This is a genomic window from Rappaport israeli (genome assembly GCF_001888055.1).
In the GTDB taxonomy this organism is placed as follows: Bacteria; Pseudomonadota; Gammaproteobacteria; order Cardiobacteriales; family Cardiobacteriaceae; genus Rappaport; species Rappaport israeli.
In genome coordinates this window covers 1-17,756 of sequence record NZ_LXHZ01000011.1, presented here as the reverse complement: position 1 = coordinate 17,756, position 17,756 = coordinate 1, and the positions used below count along the sequence as shown (strand labels likewise).

Annotated in this window: 18 protein-coding genes, 1 tRNA gene and 2 pseudogenes; 13 read left to right on the top strand and 8 right to left on the bottom strand. The window is 46.9% G+C overall.

Features of this window, described 5'->3' with window-relative positions; genetic code table 11:
• On the bottom strand, positions 1 to 196 hold a 196-nt coding region (locus A5N84_RS10205), incomplete at its 3' end, for a hypothetical protein (RefSeq protein WP_198923738.1).
• 437 nt (positions 197 to 633) lie between these two features.
• Here A5N84_RS10205 and A5N84_RS09805 point away from each other — a divergent pair.
• Positions 634 to 912, top strand: a complete 279-nt coding sequence (locus A5N84_RS09805; protein ID WP_143324799.1) for a hypothetical protein — start codon at positions 634 to 636, stop codon at positions 910 to 912.
• A 222-nt stretch (positions 913 to 1,134) separates the two neighbouring features.
• Here A5N84_RS09805 and A5N84_RS11465 read toward each other — a convergent pair whose 3' ends face one another.
• From A5N84_RS11465 to hemA, 6 genes and pseudogenes are all read right to left on the bottom strand, one after another.
• Positions 1,135 to 1,314 (bottom strand): hypothetical protein, encoded by a 180-nt coding sequence (locus tag A5N84_RS11465; protein WP_233119882.1) that lies wholly within the window; start codon positions 1,312 to 1,314, stop codon positions 1,135 to 1,137.
• 37 nt (positions 1,315 to 1,351) lie between these two features.
• Positions 1,352 to 3,310, bottom strand: a complete 1,959-nt coding sequence (gene rlmKL / locus A5N84_RS02935; RefSeq protein WP_233119881.1) for a bifunctional 23S rRNA (guanine(2069)-N(7))-methyltransferase RlmK/23S rRNA (guanine(2445)-N(2))-methyltransferase RlmL — start codon at positions 3,308 to 3,310, stop codon at positions 1,352 to 1,354.
• Between the two features lie 52 nt (positions 3,311 to 3,362).
• A complete protein-coding gene (gene prmC / locus A5N84_RS02930; RefSeq protein ID WP_158008624.1) occupies positions 3,363 to 4,172 on the bottom strand; it encodes a peptide chain release factor N(5)-glutamine methyltransferase in 810 nt (269 codons plus the stop codon).
• A 33-nt stretch (positions 4,173 to 4,205) separates the two neighbouring features.
• Entirely contained in the window at positions 4,206 to 5,285 is a 1,080-nt protein-coding gene (gene prfA, locus A5N84_RS02925; RefSeq protein WP_072281213.1) for a peptide chain release factor 1, read from the bottom strand.
• A gap of 49 nt (positions 5,286 to 5,334) precedes the next feature.
• Positions 5,335 to 5,703 (bottom strand): glutamyl-tRNA reductase, encoded by a 369-nt coding sequence (locus tag A5N84_RS11460; RefSeq protein WP_233119883.1) that lies wholly within the window; start codon positions 5,701 to 5,703, stop codon positions 5,335 to 5,337.
• 30 nt (positions 5,704 to 5,733) lie between these two features.
• Positions 5,734 to 6,533 (bottom strand): annotated as a pseudogene (gene hemA / locus A5N84_RS11455) (glutamyl-tRNA reductase); the annotation flags it as partial.
• 232 nt (positions 6,534 to 6,765) lie between these two features.
• Between hemA and A5N84_RS02915 the strand changes: the two are divergent.
• The 12 genes and pseudogenes from A5N84_RS02915 to A5N84_RS02860 all read left to right on the top strand — a co-directional run bounded on the left by A5N84_RS02915 (position 6,766) and on the right by A5N84_RS02860 (position 17,046).
• On the top strand, positions 6,766 to 8,556 hold the full coding sequence (locus A5N84_RS02915; RefSeq protein WP_072281212.1) for a tetratricopeptide repeat protein: 1,791 nt from the start codon (positions 6,766 to 6,768) through the stop codon (positions 8,554 to 8,556).
• Between the two features lie 11 nt (positions 8,557 to 8,567).
• The gene (locus A5N84_RS13260; RefSeq protein WP_078055531.1) at positions 8,568 to 8,969 is read left to right on the top strand and encodes a lipoprotein insertase outer membrane protein LolB; all 402 of its coding nucleotides are present in this window, start codon (positions 8,568 to 8,570) and stop codon (positions 8,967 to 8,969) included.
• Positions 8,970 to 9,122: 153 nt separating this feature from the next.
• A tRNA-Gln gene (locus A5N84_RS02905) sits at positions 9,123 to 9,198 on the top strand.
• A gap of 43 nt (positions 9,199 to 9,241) precedes the next feature.
• A pseudogene (locus A5N84_RS02900) lies at positions 9,242 to 10,178 on the top strand (ribose-phosphate pyrophosphokinase).
• 64 nt (positions 10,179 to 10,242) lie between these two features.
• On the top strand, positions 10,243 to 10,941 hold the full coding sequence (locus A5N84_RS02895; RefSeq protein ID WP_072281211.1) for a 50S ribosomal protein L25/general stress protein Ctc: 699 nt from the start codon (positions 10,243 to 10,245) through the stop codon (positions 10,939 to 10,941).
• 5 nt (positions 10,942 to 10,946) lie between these two features.
• Positions 10,947 to 11,522, top strand: coding sequence for an aminoacyl-tRNA hydrolase (gene pth / locus A5N84_RS02890; protein ID WP_072281210.1), 576 nt, complete (start codon positions 10,947 to 10,949; stop codon positions 11,520 to 11,522).
• Positions 11,523 to 11,570: 48 nt separating this feature from the next.
• Entirely contained in the window at positions 11,571 to 12,659 is a 1,089-nt protein-coding gene (gene ychF / locus A5N84_RS02885) for a redox-regulated ATPase YchF (protein WP_072281209.1), read from the top strand.
• A 53-nt stretch (positions 12,660 to 12,712) separates the two neighbouring features.
• Complete coding sequence (efp, locus tag A5N84_RS02880) at positions 12,713 to 13,282, top strand: elongation factor P (RefSeq protein WP_072281208.1); 570 nt, start codon at positions 12,713 to 12,715, stop codon at positions 13,280 to 13,282.
• Positions 13,283 to 13,376: 94 nt separating this feature from the next.
• Positions 13,377 to 14,165, top strand: a complete 789-nt coding sequence (locus tag A5N84_RS02875; protein ID WP_072281207.1) for a 3'-5' exonuclease — start codon at positions 13,377 to 13,379, stop codon at positions 14,163 to 14,165.
• A 24-nt stretch (positions 14,166 to 14,189) separates the two neighbouring features.
• Positions 14,190 to 14,507: a DUF1820 family protein gene (locus A5N84_RS02870; RefSeq protein ID WP_072281206.1), complete on the top strand. Its 318-nt coding sequence runs from the start codon at positions 14,190 to 14,192 to the stop codon at positions 14,505 to 14,507.
• Between the two features lie 422 nt (positions 14,508 to 14,929).
• Positions 14,930 to 15,919 (top strand): DUF1852 domain-containing protein, encoded by a 990-nt coding sequence (locus tag A5N84_RS02865; protein ID WP_072281205.1) that lies wholly within the window; start codon positions 14,930 to 14,932, stop codon positions 15,917 to 15,919.
• Positions 15,920 to 16,011: 92 nt separating this feature from the next.
• Positions 16,012 to 17,046, top strand: coding sequence for a methionine synthase (locus tag A5N84_RS02860; protein WP_072281204.1), 1,035 nt, complete (start codon positions 16,012 to 16,014; stop codon positions 17,044 to 17,046).
• Positions 17,047 to 17,358: 312 nt separating this feature from the next.
• On the opposite strand, the gene A5N84_RS02855 is transcribed toward A5N84_RS02860, so the two are convergent.
• Positions 17,359 to 17,756, bottom strand: a 398-nt coding sequence (locus A5N84_RS02855) for a hypothetical protein (protein WP_198923737.1), incomplete at its 5' end; no start/stop codon positions are given.

Sequence of the window (17,756 nt, the reverse complement as noted above, 5' to 3'; positions counted from 1 at the left end):
TGCGGACTTTGCGGACTTTGCGGACTTTGCGGACTTTGCGGACTTTGCGGACTTTGCGGACTTTGCGGACTTTGCGGACTTTGCGGACTTTGCGGATTTTGGACGCTAAGTGCTTAATGAGAAGATGGAGCGCCTGATTGCGCACGGTGTAACTGTGTTGTGTTTCATATGAAACCGAACCCCGTTTCTCACACACACTCCTAACTCCTCACCGCGCATCGTTCCCGTTCCCGCTCCCGTTTAGTTTCAGACTTTAAACATTGATATTGGGCATTAGATACGTTTGACAGACGGACGGCGCACTGTGCTATGTTTCATATGAAACTAAATTCTGTTTCCCACGCAAATCATCACTTCGCACCGCAAACCATTCACCATTCACCATTCACCATTCACCTATTCATCTATTCAGCATTGCGGACTTTGAACTTTAGGCGCTGGGTGCGCTTAACAAGAAGATGGAACGCACGATTGCACACGGTGTAACCATGTTGTGTTTCATATGAAACCGAGCCCCGTTTCTCACGTAATCCATCACACAAGCCACCATCTAAATTAGCGAAATGTGAGGGATAAAAAGAGAACCATTCGCTGTTCGCTGTTCGCTGTTCGCTGTTCGCTGTGCGATGTGCGATGTGCGATGTGCGATGTGCGTTGGCGATGTTCGATGTTCGATGTTCGATGTTCGATGTTCGATGTTCGATGTTCGATGTTCGATGTTCGATGTTCGATGTTCGATGTTCGATGTTCGATGTTCGATGTTCGATGTTCGATGTTCGATGTTCGATGTGCGATGGGCAGGATTATCGTTTATCGTTTATCGTTTATCGTTTATCGTTTATCGTTTATCGTTTATCGTTTATCGTTTATCGTTTATCGTTTATCGTTTATCGTTTGACGTTTGACGTTTGACGTTTGACGTTTGACGTTTTGACGGTTTTGGTTTTGGTTGTGGTTTTTGGCATTAAGCACTAAGCGCACTTAATAGACGGATAATGGGCGCAACTGGCACAACCAAAACTGGCACAACCAAAACTGGCATAACCAAAACTGGTGCAATAATGCCCTGCAAGCAGGGTTTTTGTTGCGCTGTGGGTGCTGGATGGTTGATACCGTTAGTTTGTGGTGTTTGGGTTAATCAAGGTGTTGGATGCGCCATGCTTGGTGAATTTTTGGACGGCGTTTGTAATCAAAATCGATGGTCTGTGGGGTGATGTTGGTGATGCGGTAGCGCTGTTCGAGCTGGGGCGCGAGTTTAAATCCGCGGTAGTTGTTGGAGAAATAAAGGATGCCGTTGGGTGCAAGGCGTGCCATGCAGCGCTCGATAAGGGTGGGGTGGTCGCTTTGGACGTCAAAGGTACGCTGTTCTTTTTTGGTATTGGAGAAGGTGGGGGGGGTCGCAAAAGATGAGGTCAAATTGACTGGTACTTTCGCTGAGCCATTGCATGACGTCGGCGCGATGGAGGCGGTGGCGGTCGCTGAGTTGGTTGAGGTCAAAATTGCGTTGCGCCCATTCGAGATAGGTGGGGGAGAGGTCTACGCTGGTGGTGTAACTTGCCCCGCCGAGTGCAGCTTGGACGCTGGCGCTGGCGGTGTAGCAAAAAAGATTCAGTACGCGTTTGTTTTTGGCTTGTTGATGGAGGGTTTGGCGTAGGAGGCGGTGGTCTAGGAAGAGTCCTGTGTCTAGATAGTCGTGCAGGTTAATGAGATATTGCGCGGTGTTTTCGTAGACGATGAGGGGGGTGGTTTTGTTTTCATGCTGTTGTTTTTGATATTGCGCTTTTCCGCTTTGTTTTTGGCGGGTTTTAAGTACGATGTGGCTGGCTGGAATGTCTAAGATTTGCGGGAGGACACTGAGGATATCTAGCAGGCGTTGTTGTGCTTTGTCGGGGTCGATGCTGGCTGGGGGGGCGTATTCTTGCACGTGGGCATGGTCGGCGTAGAGGTCGATGGCAACGGCGTATTCTGGGAGGTCTTGGTCGTAGATGCGGTAGGCGTTGGTGGGGTGTTTTTCTGCTTGTTTGCGGTAGGTTTTGAGGTTTTTTCGCAAGCGATTGACAAACATTTGCGCTTGGGCGCTGGCGGTGTTTAAGGGGGTGTTTTCAGTGGATGGGTCGAGTATGGATTGGGGGTTATCAGAGCGTGGTTCGGGTTGGTTGGCGCGCTGATAAATCACAATGCGACTTTCTAATGCGCCGTTATAGGCTTGGTAGCTTTTGGCGCTGATTAGGCGTAGGCGTTTGAGCATGGTGCTGTTGGCGCTAATGAGTGCCATTTGCCAGTCGTCGGGGAAGGTTTTAAAACTTTGTCCGAGGGTGGCGTGGAGGGCTAGGAGTTGGTGGAGCTCACCTAGGCGCTCTCCATAGGGTGGATTGGTGGCAATGAGTCCTTTTTTGCCGTAGCTGGGTTGGGCGCGAAATTGCTCAAGGGGGCGTTTTTCTAGGTGGATGTATTGTGCTAATCCTGCGTTTTGTAGGTTTTGGCGAGCATGGCTTAATGTGGGCGCGTGGTGGTCAAAGGCATAAAATTTGTTGCTGAGGTTTGCAAGTCCTTGCGCTTGGCGCTGGCGCGCGTGTTCGAGGTGTTGGCGCCAATAGGCGGGAATGTGGCTTTGCCAATGTTCAAAGCCAAAACGGTTGCGATAAAGTCCTGGGGCGATGTCGGCTGCGATGAGAAGGGCTTCGATGGCGATGGTTGCGCTACCGCATAGGGGGTCGATGAAGTGATAACCTTCGGCGGCGAGTTCTGCCCAATTGGCGCGATAGAGTAAGGTGGCGGCTAGGCTTTCTTTGAGGGGGGCGATGCCTTGGGCTTGGCGATAACCGCGCTGATGCAATGCGCCTCCTGAGAGGTCGAGGGCGACGGTGATTTGTCCTTTGCGCAAATGAATGTCGATGCTTAGATCGGGGTTTTTGTTGTCGATATTGGGGCGACGGTGGAGGGTGGCGCGGAGGCGGTCTACGATGGCATCTTTGCTTTTCATGGCGCCAAACTGGGTGTTGTTTATGCCTTGTCCTATGCCGTTGAAGTGTACGGCGAAGGTGTGTTCGGCGCTGAGGTGTTCGTCCCATTCGATGGCATAGAGGAGGTCGTAGAGGTCTTGCGGGGAGTCGATGCTGCCTGTGGCAAGTACCCATAAGACGCGACTGGCAACGCGAGAATAAAGGCAGAGTTGGTAGGCGGTGTTGAGGTCGCCTGTGCCACTGACAACGGAAACTCCGACGCGTGGGTTTTGTAGTCCGAGGGTTTGCGCTTCTTGCGCGAGAACTTGTTCGCCACCTTTGGCGCAGGGGAGGATGATGGTTTGCATGGGTAATACCGCGGGTAAAGGGCGGTATTATAACGGGTTTGGCGGGCAGGGGCTAAGTGATGCGTTGTAAATGGGTGAGGCGGGGTTGGTTGCCATAATCTATATGGGTTTGGCGGTAGTGCCAATGCTGGCTTTGTTGGGCAAGTTGGCGTATGGCGGTGGTTTGATTGTAGCCGTGCTCAAGAAAGAGATGCCCTTTGGGTTTGAGTACGCGTGCGGCGTGAAAGATGAGATGTGTTAGCTCAGACAGTCCGTTATCGGCAGCAACAAGGGCGCTTTGTGGTTCGTGTTGTAGGTCGGCAAGATGGGCATCATCGGCGGCAATATAGGGGGGGTTGCTTACGATGAGATCGCTTTGTTGGTTTGCAAAGCCATCAAGCCAATGGCTGGCGATAAAATGAACGTTATGAAGATGATGATGCTGGGCGTTGGCTTGGGCGATGGTAAGCGCTTCTGGTGAATTGTCGCTGGCGATTATGGTGGCATCAGGGCGTTGGTTGGCAAGCGCCAGTGCGATAGCGCCGCTGCCTGTGCCAAGGTCAAGGATATGGGGTGCGCTGTAGGGGCGCAGATGTTCAAGCAGGATATCCACAACAAATTCCGTATCCCCGCGCGGAATTAAGGTTGCAGGGCTAACGCGAAGTTTTAAATTGTAAAAGGGCTGCCAGCCAAGAAGGTAGGCGATGGGTTCGCCTTGGGCGCGGCGTTGGGCAAGGTGGTTGAGCTGTTGCTGTTGTGCTTTGCTGAGAGTGTAGGGATGTAGACGCTGTTGGACTGGGGTTTGTTGGGTGATGTGTTGTGCCAGTAGACGGGCTTCATACTGTGCGCTGTCGGGGTCGGGAAAGCTGGGCACAACTTGCATGAGCCAGTCATTGAGTAAAAGTGACATGGGCGGTTATTGTGTTTGCAGGGCGAGGAGGTCGTTGGTTTCTTGCTCTTGTTGTAAGGGTTTGACGAGTAGTTCAAGTTGCCCTTGGAGGATGTCGTCTAGTTGGTAGAGGGTGAGGTTGATGCGATGGTCGGTTACGCGAGATTGGGGGTAGTTGTAGGTGCGGATGCGCTCGGAGCGGTCGCCACTGCCTACAAGGGATTTACGCTCAGCGGCTTGTTCGGCTTGGGCGGCTTGGACTTTGGCGTCGTAGAGTTTGGTTTGTAACCAACGCATGGCTTTGGCGCGGTTTTTATGTTGTGAGCGCTCTTCTTGGCATTCAACCACGACTCCTGTGGGGATGTGCGTGATGCGCACAGCGGAATCCGTTTTATTAATGTGCTGCCCGCCCGCGCCTGATGCGCGATAAGTATCTACGCGAATATCAGCAGGGTTAATCTCAATTTGTTCAACTTCATCACTTTCTGGCAAAACGGCGACGGTGGCGGCTGAGGTATGAATGCGTCCGCTGGATTCTGTTTCAGGGACGCGTTGCACGCGGTGAGCGCCTGATTCATATTTGAGGGTGGAATAAACATTTTGCCCACTGACACGTGAGATAATCTCACGATATCCACCATGCTCCCCCGCGCTTTCAGACAAGATTTCAAGTTGCCAGCCTTGGTTTTCTGCAAATTTGGCATACATGCGCCATAAATCCCCTGCAAATATCGCCGCCTCATCACCACCAGTGCCTGCGCGAATTTCAAGATAAACATCAGCTTTATCCAGTGGATCTTTAGGAAGCATAAGGCGCTGGAGGCGGTCGGTGGTCTCTTCTATGCTTTGCTTAACTTTAGGGAGGTCTGCTTCTGCTAACTCTTTCATTTCAGGGTCGCTGGCAAGCTCTTGTAAGTCTTTTAGCTCTTGATTGAGCGTTTGATAGTAATTGAATTGCTCAACAATAGGACTAAGCTGTGCGTGCTCTTGTCCATATTGGCGAAGTTGCTCGGGGTCATTCGCTACACTGGGGTCAGATAACAATGCGTTGAGCTCTTGATAGCGTTCGCTGATTTCTTCAAGTTTGGCAAGAATAGAGGTGTGCATAATACTCTCGGATGGTTGGATAGGGCATCAATAATACTGGAGCAAGGCACTAGTTGTCAGCTTTAAAAGTGTCAGCAACAATGGCAAGCCAATCTTTATGGTCTGGCGGAATGGCGTGAATAAGCGCGCTGGGATTGTGTAGTAATTTATTGGTTAGGCGATAGCTTAATTGCTCTAAAATAGCGGCAGGGTCATCGCCATGCGCCAAACGTCGATAGGCATCTTGCAATAATTGCTGGCGCATATGGTTGGCATTATCGCGAATTTTACGCACTAACTGCTGCTGTGGCTTGGAATATAGCCAACCAAGAAAATCATCGCTATATAAATTCACCATGATTTCTGCCTGACTGGAGGCGCTTTGACGCGCTTTGACGTTGTCGTCTATGATTTGCTCTAAATCATCCAAGCCATACAAAAATGCGGCATTTAACTCAGCAATATCAGAATCAAAATTTCTTGGTATCGCAAGGTCAATATAAACTTGTAAATGATTGCGCCGTGCTTTAAGCGCTTGTTTAACATTTTGTTGCGTAAGAAGCAGATTATCCGCGCGCGCCGTACCAAAACTATATCCGCTTCATGCAAATGATCTTTAAGCTGCGACAAACAAATCGCATATCCGCCCACCTCTTCTGCCAACGTTTGCGCATTAGCAAGCGTGCGGTTGGCAATAATTAGGCGGTTAATGCCACAATCGCGCAAGTATCTGGCAACCAATTGCGCTGTATCGCCTGCCCCAATAATAAGCGCCACGCGCCGTGGATGGTCATCAAAAAATTGATGCGTTAACTTAACCCCTGCATAAGCCACCGAAACAGGATTGGCACCAATCGCCGTGGTATGGCGAATTTGTTTTGCAATTGCAAAAGTTTGTTGAAATAAGCGGTCAAGCGTTGAACCCAATGTGTGCGCCTGTTTGGCTAAACGGTGCGCATCTTTCATCTGCCCCAAAATCTGAGATTCCCCCAAAATCATCGAATCCAACCCACACGCCACACGAAATAAATGACGCACCGCCTCACGTCCGCTATAACTAAACACATGCGCCGACACCATCGCCAAGTCCAAACCCTTTTCTTTGGCAATCCATTGACAAATATTGGGTTTCTTAGGTGAGATTAAATAAAACTCCGTCCGATTGCAGGTGCTTAGTAGCCCCACCTCCGCACCGTCAAAAGCTTGCTGACAAGCCCGAAGAGCCGCCAGCGCTTCCTCAGGATGAAAACTAAATTGCTCCCGAATCATTGTGGGAGCAGTTTGATGGGATACGCCAAAAACATAGACATTCTGCGCATCTTGGTTATAGATAGTATTCAACATATGGTCATCACATTTGCCTAATGATTATTTTATGCTATTTTGCCATTTTTCAAGAAATATAGAATTATCGTGCGCAAAAATCGCTTACTCCTATTAGTATATGCCAGTTTAACACGCTACATGTTACCGCTTTTTATGGCGAGCGCGCCTCTTGTTCATGCTCAAACCACCCCCACCCCAACCTCAGCAAACACTCCCTGCCCAGCCTACCAACCAATCCACACAACCCTCATGGTCAAGTGCCTCAAAATGGCTTTATGCCGCCCTAGCCGCGCGCTTTGAAGATAACGCAGGAGATTATCAAGCCGCCATGCGTAGCATTAGCCCCGTTGCCGATGAAAGCGGACAATACGAAGCATTTAGCTACAGCTATTATCTTGCGCTAGACACCCTACAACTTGAAAAAGCACAAAACCTAGCCGAGCAATGGCTTGCACACTACCCTAAAGACAGCGAAGCCCAGCAAGCCCTCCTCATCGCCCTTATTCGCAACAATAAAATTGACGACGCCTTCGCCCTCATGCAACTCATGCTCAACACAGATAGCGGCCCACAAACCGTCGCCCAAATCGTCAAACTCCTCACCTACTCTAACGACGGCAAAACCCGCCTAAACCTCCTACAAAAACTCAGCCAAGTCTATCCAAACAACCCCTTTATCTGGTACTACCGCGGACTGATTGCCAAAGAACTCGGACAAATCGACGAAGCCATCGCCTCTTTTAACGAAGCGCTAACACTAGACCAACACTGGCAACAACTCAAACTCATGCAAGCCGAAGCGCTTTCAGAAATCGGCGACCTCAAACAAGCGCGCCAACTCATGCGCGACCTCTACCAACAAGCGCCAAGCGACCCCATCATTCTCTCCACCTACATCGACCTCAACGTCGACCATTACCAATGGGAAGAAGCACTAGAACTAGCCAACAAATGGCGCCAAAGCGCCCCTGAAGACAACCGCATCCGCCATCTCATAGCTTGGCTTAAGCTTAACGCCAAACACTACCCGCAAGCCCTAGAAGACTATCAACAACTACTTAATGAAAACCTCATTGACCATAACGAATACCTCTTTCAAACCGCCAAAGCCGCTGAAATCGTTGAACAATACGACCAAGCCACCCAACGCCTAAAACAAATCACCCAAGATTCTGCCCTTTATCTTTTTGCCCAACAAAACCAAGCATTAATTGCCTTCAAACAACACAACATTCAAAGCGCCATGGACACCCTTGCCAAGCTCAGAAAAGACTTTAAAGACTACCGCCTAGAAACCTATCTACTCGAGCTGCACCACCTAAACCAGCTCAAAGAAAAACAACTCGCCCGCCAACAACTCGACCAAGCGCTTAGCGAATTTCCAGACCAAGTAGATTTACTCTACGCCCTCGCCCAATGGCAAATCCAACACACCAGCGCCACACAAGCCGAACAAACCTACCAAAAAATCCTCGACCTAGACCCCGCCAATATCGACACACTCAATGCCTATGGCTACCTCCTACTCACCCACACCAACCAAATTGAGCGCGCAAACACCATGCTCACCCAAGCCATCCAAAGCTACCCTGATTCCCCCGCCATCCAAGACAGCTATGGCTGGCTACTATACCAACAAGGACACCCACAAGAAGCCCTTGAATGGGTGCGCCGTGCCTATACCGCCTACCGTCAAAACGACATCACCCCCACTACATCGAACTCCTTATCCAAACAGACAATAAACCCCTTGCCCAACAAATTTATCAATACGAACGCATTGGACAACCCGATAACCAAGCCCTACAACAAATCGGACAAACCTATCAACTGGAAAACACCCCATGAAAAAAATCACCCCAAACCCACTAACCTCCCCCCTGTTACTGACCAGCCTTTTTTTAAGCGCCTGCACCACCGCCATCCAACCCACCCCCCGAACATTTCAGCAAAGACCACTTCCTAGCCCAAGGCAGAATTGCCCTGCGCTACCCTGTTTGCAGTCCATACCATGGCTGTGAGCAACAAGCCATAAACGCCAGCATCGATTGGCAACATCAGCCCAAGCAAGACCAAATCACCTTCTACAACCCCCTAGGACAACAAGAATTTTCTCTAAATAGACACCACGAAAGCATTAAAATTCAAGAAAATGGCGATATACGCCAACTCAGCCAAGCCCAACTTGCCCAAGAACTTGGACTCCCCATCCCCTTCGACACCCTAAGCCATCTCCCCTTTGAACAACGCCCACAAACCACCTTCGAACAAAACGGCTGGCAAATTCGCCTAAAGAACTGGCAAGGCTATTACTACCAAAACATCCGCCTGCAACAAGACGACTATTATATTAATCTTATCCTTCACGAGGTCAAATAATCAAAAATAAAACAATATATTACAAAAATATATCCATAAAACATGAAAAAAACAGCAAAAACACCCCAAAAGCCTCTTGATAAATAAAAAAACCCCCGTATAATGCGCGCTTTCTGATTTGGCTTAACCGCCTAATCTTGAATGTTTTGTTATTGGGGTGTGGCCAAGTGGTTAAGGCACCAGGTTTTGATCCTGGCATGCGAAGGTTCGAATCCTTCCACCCCAGCCACTTACTCAAATCTATTAAGGTGAATACAGTGTCCAGAGGCAGTATGACCGTATTCACGGGTAACGCTAATCCTCAGCTTGCCCGTCAAATCGTCCAACATCTTGGTTTACCCCTAGGCAACGCGACGTCGATAAGTTTTCAGACGGTGAAGTGCGTGTTGAGATTCGTGAAAACGTCCGCGGTAAAGATGTTTTTATTATCCAACCAACTTGCCATCCAACCAATGATTCCCTAATGGAATTATTGATTCTAACGGACGCTCTGCGTCGTGCTTCTGCAAATCGCATCACCGCCGTTATGCCCTATTTTGGCTACTCTCGACAAGATCGTCGCCCGCGTTCAGCGCGTGTTGCCATCTCAGCAAAAGTCGTTGCAAACATGATTGCAAGCGTTGGCATTGATCGCGTAATGACCCTTGATTTACACGCAGACCAAATCCAAGGCTTTTTTGATTTCCCTGTTGATAATATTTACGCCACGCCCATTATCTTAAATGACATGCTCTCGCGTGATTTTATCCGTCCAGTAGTGGTTTCCCCTGATATCGGTGGCGTTGTGCGCGCACGCGCTATTGCTAAGCGTGTAGGCGCTAATTTAGCATTATTGACAAACGGCGTCCTAAAGCCAATGAGTCCGAAGTGATGAATATCATCGGTGAAAACATCAAAGACTGCGATTGTATCTTGGTTGATGATATGGTTGATACCGCAGGAACGCTTGGAAATGCAGCCAGCGCTTTAAAAGAGCGAGGCGCTAAAAGCGTTGTTGCCTACTGTACCCATCCCGTCTTATCAGGCAAGGCAGTAGATAATATTAATGCTTCAGGTTTAGACCGTTTGGTGGTTACTGATTCCATTCCTCTCAATGCACAAGCAAAAGCTTGCGATAAAATCCATGTAACCTCCATTGCTGGTTTGGTTGCTGAGAGCATTCGTCGCATTCACGTTGAGGAGTCTATTTCTTCATTATTTGTAGATTAGCAAATGATGAATTAACCTAAAGTACTGGTCGCAAGTACTTTTTTATTTTATTTGGAGAAAATTTATGTCACAAGAATATCGTTATACGCTTAACGGTAAGCTCCGTCAGGACAAAGGGAAAGGTGCGAGCCGCCGCCTACGTCGTGAAGGTTGGGTGCCTGCCGTTGTTTATGGGGGAGAAGGTGAGTCTATCTCAATTGCCATCAAACAAGATGAGCTGGCAAAAAATGCTAAATTTGATAGCTTCTACTCACAAATTATCAATCTAAAAATCGAAGGCAAAGAAGATACAGAAGTATTGGTGCGCGATGTTCAGCGCCATGTGTTCAAACCTTTGTTCCAGCATTTTGATTTCCAAAGAATTGTTCGCGGTCAAGACATCTACTCAACGGTGAGCTTGCACTTTATCAATGAAGATGAGGCGCCAGGTGTTAAAGAAGAAAATGGCGTTATTACGCATTTCTATACTTCTGTAGAAATCGTCTGTCAGCCACGCCATTTGCCAGAATATATCGAAGTGGATATGGGCAGCTTGTCTATTGGGGATGGTGTTTATCTCAGTGATTTAAAATTGCCTGAAGGCGTGAGCCTCCAACAGGATGAAAATCTTGATAGCACTTTAGTCGCAAGCATTGGACATCCGCGCCTAGAAGAGGAAGAAGAGGAAGAAAGTGATGCTCAAGCCATTGAAGATCTCATCGAAGGAGAGGGAGATGCTGAAGATGGCGATGCTGAATCTAGCGATGATGCCAGCGACGAGTAATCTCTATGATTAAGCTCATTATTGGTCTTGGTAATCCCACAGACCAATACCTAAAAACCCGCCACAACGCGGGTTTTTGGTTATTAGATGCTTTAGCCCATCGCTATCAAGGCATATGGAAAAATGAGAAAAAATTCCACGGTGATTATGCGCAAATTATCCTTAATCATCAAAGCATTCATTTGTTAAAGCCCTATACTTTCATGAACAATAGCGGGCGCGCGGTGCGAGCTGTTGCGCGGTTTTATCAAATTGAGCTAGAGCAAATTTTAGTCGTCCATGATGAGCTGGATTTGCCTGAGGGTTGCGCACGTTTGAAATTTGATGGTGGGCACGGTGGACATAATGGGCTGCGGGATATTATCAGCGCTTGTGCAGGGCGTAATTTCTACCGCTTGCGTTTAGGAATTGACCGTCCTAGAAGCCATCAAGTTGTCGATTATGTGCTTAAAGCGCCTAGCAAAGAGAGTCGCAATGCAATTGATGGCGCCATTGATGAAGCGTTGGCGGTATTGCCTGTGCTGATTAAGGATGGGGCGGAAAAAGCCATGCACCAATTGCATAGTCGCATCAATCCATAGGCATCACCTAGGCATCAATCAATCTATTTTTTTATTACAGGAGACCATATGGGGTTTAATTGCGGGATTGTTGGATTACCCAATGTTGGCAAATCTACTTTATTTAATGCGCTAACCAATGCCAGTATTGAGGCGGCGAATTATCCATTTTGCACCATTGAGCCTAATACGGGCATTGTTGCCATGCCTGATGCAAGATTGCAGGCATTAGCCGCTATTGTTAAGCCTGAGCGTATCTTGCCTACTACCATGGAGTTTGTCGATATTGCAGGTTTGGTTAAAGGGGCAGCGGAAGGCGAAGGTCTTGGCAATCAATTTTTAGCCAATATCCGCGAAACAGACGCCATCGCGCAGGTTGTACGCTGTTTTGAGGAGGAAGATGTGGTGCATGTGGCGGGTAAAATCAACCCACTGGATGATATCAGCGTGATTGAATCTGAACTAATTCTGGCGGATATGGCGTCTTTAGAAAAAGCGCAGCAACGGCTTACCCGCATTGCAAAAGGAGGCGATAAAGACGCCAAATTAAAACTTAGCGTTATCGATAAACTCTTGCCACATCTCGAAGATGGTAACCTTGCCCGCACCCTGCCTTTAGAAGAAGACGAGCGCCTAGCCATCCGCGAATTATTCTTACTCACCATGAAACCTATGATGTATGTTGCCAATGTTGGCGAAGATGGTGAGGATAATGAATATGTGCAAGCTGTGCGCGAACGTGCTGCTAAAAGCGATGCGGTAGTGGTAAGCGTATGCGCTACATTAGAAGCCGAACTCGCCCAGCTAGAGCCTGAAGAACAACAAGAATTATTGCAAGAATACGGACTAGAAGAGCCTGGCTTAAACCGCGTCATTCGTGCAGGATACCAATTGCTTGATTTAGGAACTTATTTCACCGCAGGCGTTAAAGAAGTGCGCGCTTGGACAATGCCCAAAAACGCCACCGCACCGCAAGCGGCAGGCGTTATCCATAGTGATTTTGAGCGTGGTTTTATTCGCGCTGAAGTCATTGCCTATGAAGATTTTATCGCGCATAACGGCGAACAAGGCGCCAAAGAGGCTGGAAAATGGCGCTTGGAAGGCAAAGATTACCGCGTTCAAGAAGGGGATGTGATTCATTTTCGCTTTAACGTATAACCCTCGCCTTCATAAAAGCGCGCTCAATATAACCCATTAACACAGAGGAACTTATGGCAAATTATTCAACCAGTGAATTCAAATCAGGGCTTAAAATCATGCTTGATGGCGACCCTTATACCATCGTCGAAAACGAATTTGTCAAACCTGGCAAAGGACAAGCATTTAACCGCACCAAAGTGCGCAACTTAAAAACAGGTCGTGTGATTGAACGCACCTTCAAATCAGGCGATAGCGTTGAAGCCGCTGACGTCCTAGAAACAGAAATGCAATACCTATATCAAGACGATGACAACTACTACTTCATGAATCCTGAAAGCTTTGAACAACTCCCTGCCAGCGAAACGGCCGTAGCGGAGGCAAAAAAATGGATTCGCGAACAAGATTTATGCACCGTCGTTCTTTGGAACGGTAATATCATCAGCGTAACTGCGCCTAATTTTGTCGAACTCAAAATTACCGAGACAGACCCTGGTGTGCGTGGGGATACCTCAGGCGGTGGTGGCAAACCCGCAACCCTTGAAACAGGCGCTGTTGTGCGCGTTCCGCTCTTTTTACAAATTGGCGATATTGTTAAATGCGACACCCGAAGCGGTGATTACCTAGGACGCGCCAAAGAGTAATCCAAACCTCCCCCAAAAGGCTATTGCAAACAAGCAAAAACCTCTTGGGGGGGCAGTTTAATAAATCCACATTTGCCCAAAACACGCCATCGCCATGAACCAATACACCCTCATCTTTGATATAGAAACCGTCGCAGATGTTGACGCCTACCGCCAACTCAACCGCCTAGAGCAAGGCAACGACGACGAACTCTACCACCTCATGGCAAACGAACGCCTAAGCGAAAGTGGACACACCTTCATGCGCCATCCTCTTCATAAAATTGTCGCCATCTCTCTTATTTTAAAAACCCCCAACCATTTCAAACTGTGGAGCCTAGGCGACCTCAAAAGTGATGAGCGCGAACTCATCCAAAGATTTTTTCAAGGCATCGACAAATACAGCCCAACCCTCGTCAGCTGGAACGGCAGCGGTTTTGACCTCCCCGTCTTGCACTACCGCGCCTTATTTCATCATATCCAAGCCCCACGTTATTTTGACATTGGTGATGATGAGCGCGATTTTAAATACAACAACTATCTCTCACGCTTTCATTGGCGCCATATCGACCTTATGGACGTTCTCTCTGGCTTTCAAAGCCAAAGTCGCGCCAGCTTAAATGATATCGCCAAACTCTGCGGTTTCCCGGGCAAACTTGATATTGATGGACAAGCCGTGCAAACCCTTTACAGTCAAGGCAATCTTGCCGATATCCGCCACTACTGCGAAACCGACGTCCTAAACACCTATCTCGTTTATCTGCGTTTTGAGCATTTGCGCGGCAACCTCACCTTTGAACGCTACCAACAACTCATCGAAGAAGTGCAAGAGCATCTTCAGCAAAGCCAAGCGCCCCATCTGCAAGCTTTTCTTGAGGCTTGGGCGGATAATCCCCGAGCCTAACTTAAACCCCATGAGCTAAACCAAATGTCCCAAGAACGCATCATCTACCGCATTCAATTTAAAAGCGACCAAACACACTACGACCTATATGTCCGCCATCTTTATCCCTCCGATATGGCAGGATTTATCTGCATTGAAGGCTTCCTCTTTCATGAAGAAAGCCAACTGTTGATTGACCCACGCAGTGAGAAATTACAACAAGAATTTGCCAACGTACAAACCGCCTTTATTCCCTATCATCAAATCATCCGTATTGACCAAGTCAGTAAGAAAGGCGAAAGTCGCATCCGCGAAAGTCTCAACAACCCCAGCAAAATTGTTCCCTTCCCGCATAAATCCTAGCTTAGTACCCCCCATCAAAGCGCCCAACCCAGCCCGACAGTGTAGAAAAGAATTCATTTACACTGATTAAATATTGAATTATTACAACCGAATAACCTAAAAAATTGCTTTACCACTTAAAAACTTTAAGCCTTCAGCAAAGTTAAATTACCTTTTATTTATACAGGAAATCAGATACAGTATCGGCTAATAAGATGACCGCATGGATTAAAAAATGCCAAGCAGATGATGTTAACGTGTGTCCCTAAACGACCCATTTCTCATATATCATGAATTTTCTTCATCTTAATATGATTTTAAATCATTTTTATTCATGTAAAAAATCGGTTAAAGTATCCCTACTTGCTTATTTCATTCACTTTTCATTCACTAAACGCTTATCTGCTTAACTAAAAACAACCAAAAGTTTGGGAGACTTTATCATGACCAACATTCACAGCAACACCTTTCAATATTCCATCAACAGCCATACGTTTGATGAAAACTATGAACCAGCAACCAGCACTCGTTTGACCACCAACTTTGCCAACCTTGCTCGTGGTGAAAATCGCAAAGAAAACCTACAAAATGCCATCAAAATGATTAACAACCGTTTTAATGATTTGGCACATTGGGACAATCCGACAAATGACCGTTATTCAGTGCTCATTGACATTATGTCTATTGATGTTGATGTGACAGGTAAGGGTGAATTTTTCTCATTATTAGAATGGCTAAAAACATCTGTGGTTGACCACAAAACAGGCAAAACCACCCCTGGCATCATTGGCAACAGCTTTTCATCATTTGTTCGTGATTATGATTTTAGCGTATTGCTTCGTGAATATAACAAGGATAAGGCTGAATTTAGTGTGCCTGAGGGTTATGGCGATTTGCATGGCAAATTGTTCAAATTCATGGTGGCGTCCGAAGAATACAAAGCCCAATCCAAAAAACCACCCGTACTGTGCCTAAGCGTGGCGACCACTCGCACTTATCACAGAACCACCAACACGCATCCGATTTTGGGCGTGGAATATGTGCAAAATGATTATTCATTGACCGATGAGTATTTTGCCAAGATGGGCTTAAAAGTGCGTTATTTTATGCCCCCAAAATCGGTTGCCCCTTATGCGTTTTATTTTGATGAAAATGCTGATTTGTTGAACGATTACACCAATTTAGAACTCATCAGCACCATCGCCACCATGGAAGCATTCCAAAAAATCTACCGCCCAGAGATTTATAACGCCAATTCTGTGGCAGGTCAGATTTATCAGCCAAGCCTAACCTATCAAGATTATTCATTAACCAAAATTGAATATGACAGAGAAGAACGCACCCAATTGGCAATCAAGCAAGGCAAAATCGCCGAAGAGCAGTTTATCAAACCATATCAAGAGATTTTGGACGCTTGGCTTGCCGAAAAATAAGCGATAAGTATTAATCAATCAGCCGATGAATGTTTATCGGTTGGTTGATTGAAATTTTTGGTATAATGGCAAATTTAGTTTAGGAAAATACAATGAGCAAAATTTTACTTCCCACATCCACCGCAGGCAGTCTGCCAAAACCATCTTGGCTTGCTGAACCTGAAAAACTGTGGTCAGAATGGAAACTGCCCGAAGACCAACTGGCATCAGGCAAGCAAGACGCATTATTGGTGTGCCTACAAGAGCAACAACAAGCAGGACTTGACATCGTCAGCGATGGTGAGCAAACTCGCCAACATTTTGTAACCACCTTTATTGAACATCTTGACGGAGTGGATTTTGCAAAACGAGAAACCGTCAAAATACGCAACCGCTATGATGCCAGCGTGCCAACCGTGGTTGGGGCGGTCAGTCGCCCAAAATCGGTATTTGTGGATGATGCCAAGTTTTTGCGTCAATACACCACTCAACCGATTAAATGGGCATTGCCTGGCCCAATGACCATGGTAGACACTTTATATGACAACCATTATAAAAGTCGTGAAAAATTGGCTTGGGAATTTGCTAAAATCCTAAACGAAGAAGCCAAAGCCTTACAAGCGGTTGGGGTGGACATCATTCAATTTGATGAACCAGCATTTAATGTCTTTTTTGATGAAGTGAATGATTGGGGCATTGCCGCCCTAGAACGTGCTGTTGAAGGGCTAAACTGTGAAACAGCGGTGCATATCTGCTATGGCTATGGCATTCAGGCAAATAATGATTGGAAAAAAACCTTGGGTTCAGAATGGCGACAATATGAAACCTTGTTCCCCAATCTACAAAAATCCAACATTGACATCATCTCACTAGAATGTCAAAACTCGCATGTGCCAATGGACTTGATAGAAATTATTCGTGGTAAAAAAGTGATGGTCGGTGCGATTGACGTTGCCACAAGTAACATCGAAACCCCAGAACAAGTGGCAGATACGCTTCGTAAGGCGTTACAGTTTGTGGACGCAGATAAGCTATACCCATCAACCAACTGTGGCATGACACCCTTATCACGCCATGTTGCTAAAGAAAAAATGCGTGCCCTAAGTGCAGGAGCAAGCATTGTTCGTCAAGAATTGAACCAATCTTAACGCCCTAATCGCCTCTCACTCCACCCCTTCAATAGGTCAATTGAGGGAGTGTTTTTATGATAAAGGTTAAATAATCGCCTCGCGTAAAATCTTGCGCATAAGGCACAATCTCTTATAGTGAATCCCAGCCATCATGCCTGAACTAGCGCAAAAAGCATGCCTGTTTTTTGCCGTCAAATTTAATTTTTTAAAATCTCCATTTGCGATTGCAACTGCCATTAAATAAAGAAGAAATAAAGACCAAGAATAGCTGAAAAGTGGTATTGCGGTATTCGGTGTGTGATGTGTGAGGGTCGGGAATCGGGTTTGGTTTTATATGTAACGCAATACAGTTGCACCTTGAGCAGTCGTGCAGTCTGTCCAATTTTTAAGCGCCCCAATGTTCAATCCACAAATCCGCAAATCCACAAATCCACAAATCCGCAAAATCCACAAATCCACAAATCCACAAATCCACAAATCCGCAAAATCCACAAATCCACAAATCCACAAATCCACAAATCCACAAATCCACAAATCCACAAATCCACAAATCCACAAATCCACAAATCCACAAATCCGCAAAATCCACAAATCCGCAAAATCCACAAAATCCGCAAAATCCGCAAAATCCGCAAAATCCGCAAAATCCGCAAAATCCGCAAAATCCGCAAAATCCGCAAAATCCGCAAAATCCGCAAAGTTCGCAAGGTTTGCAGGTTCGATGTGCG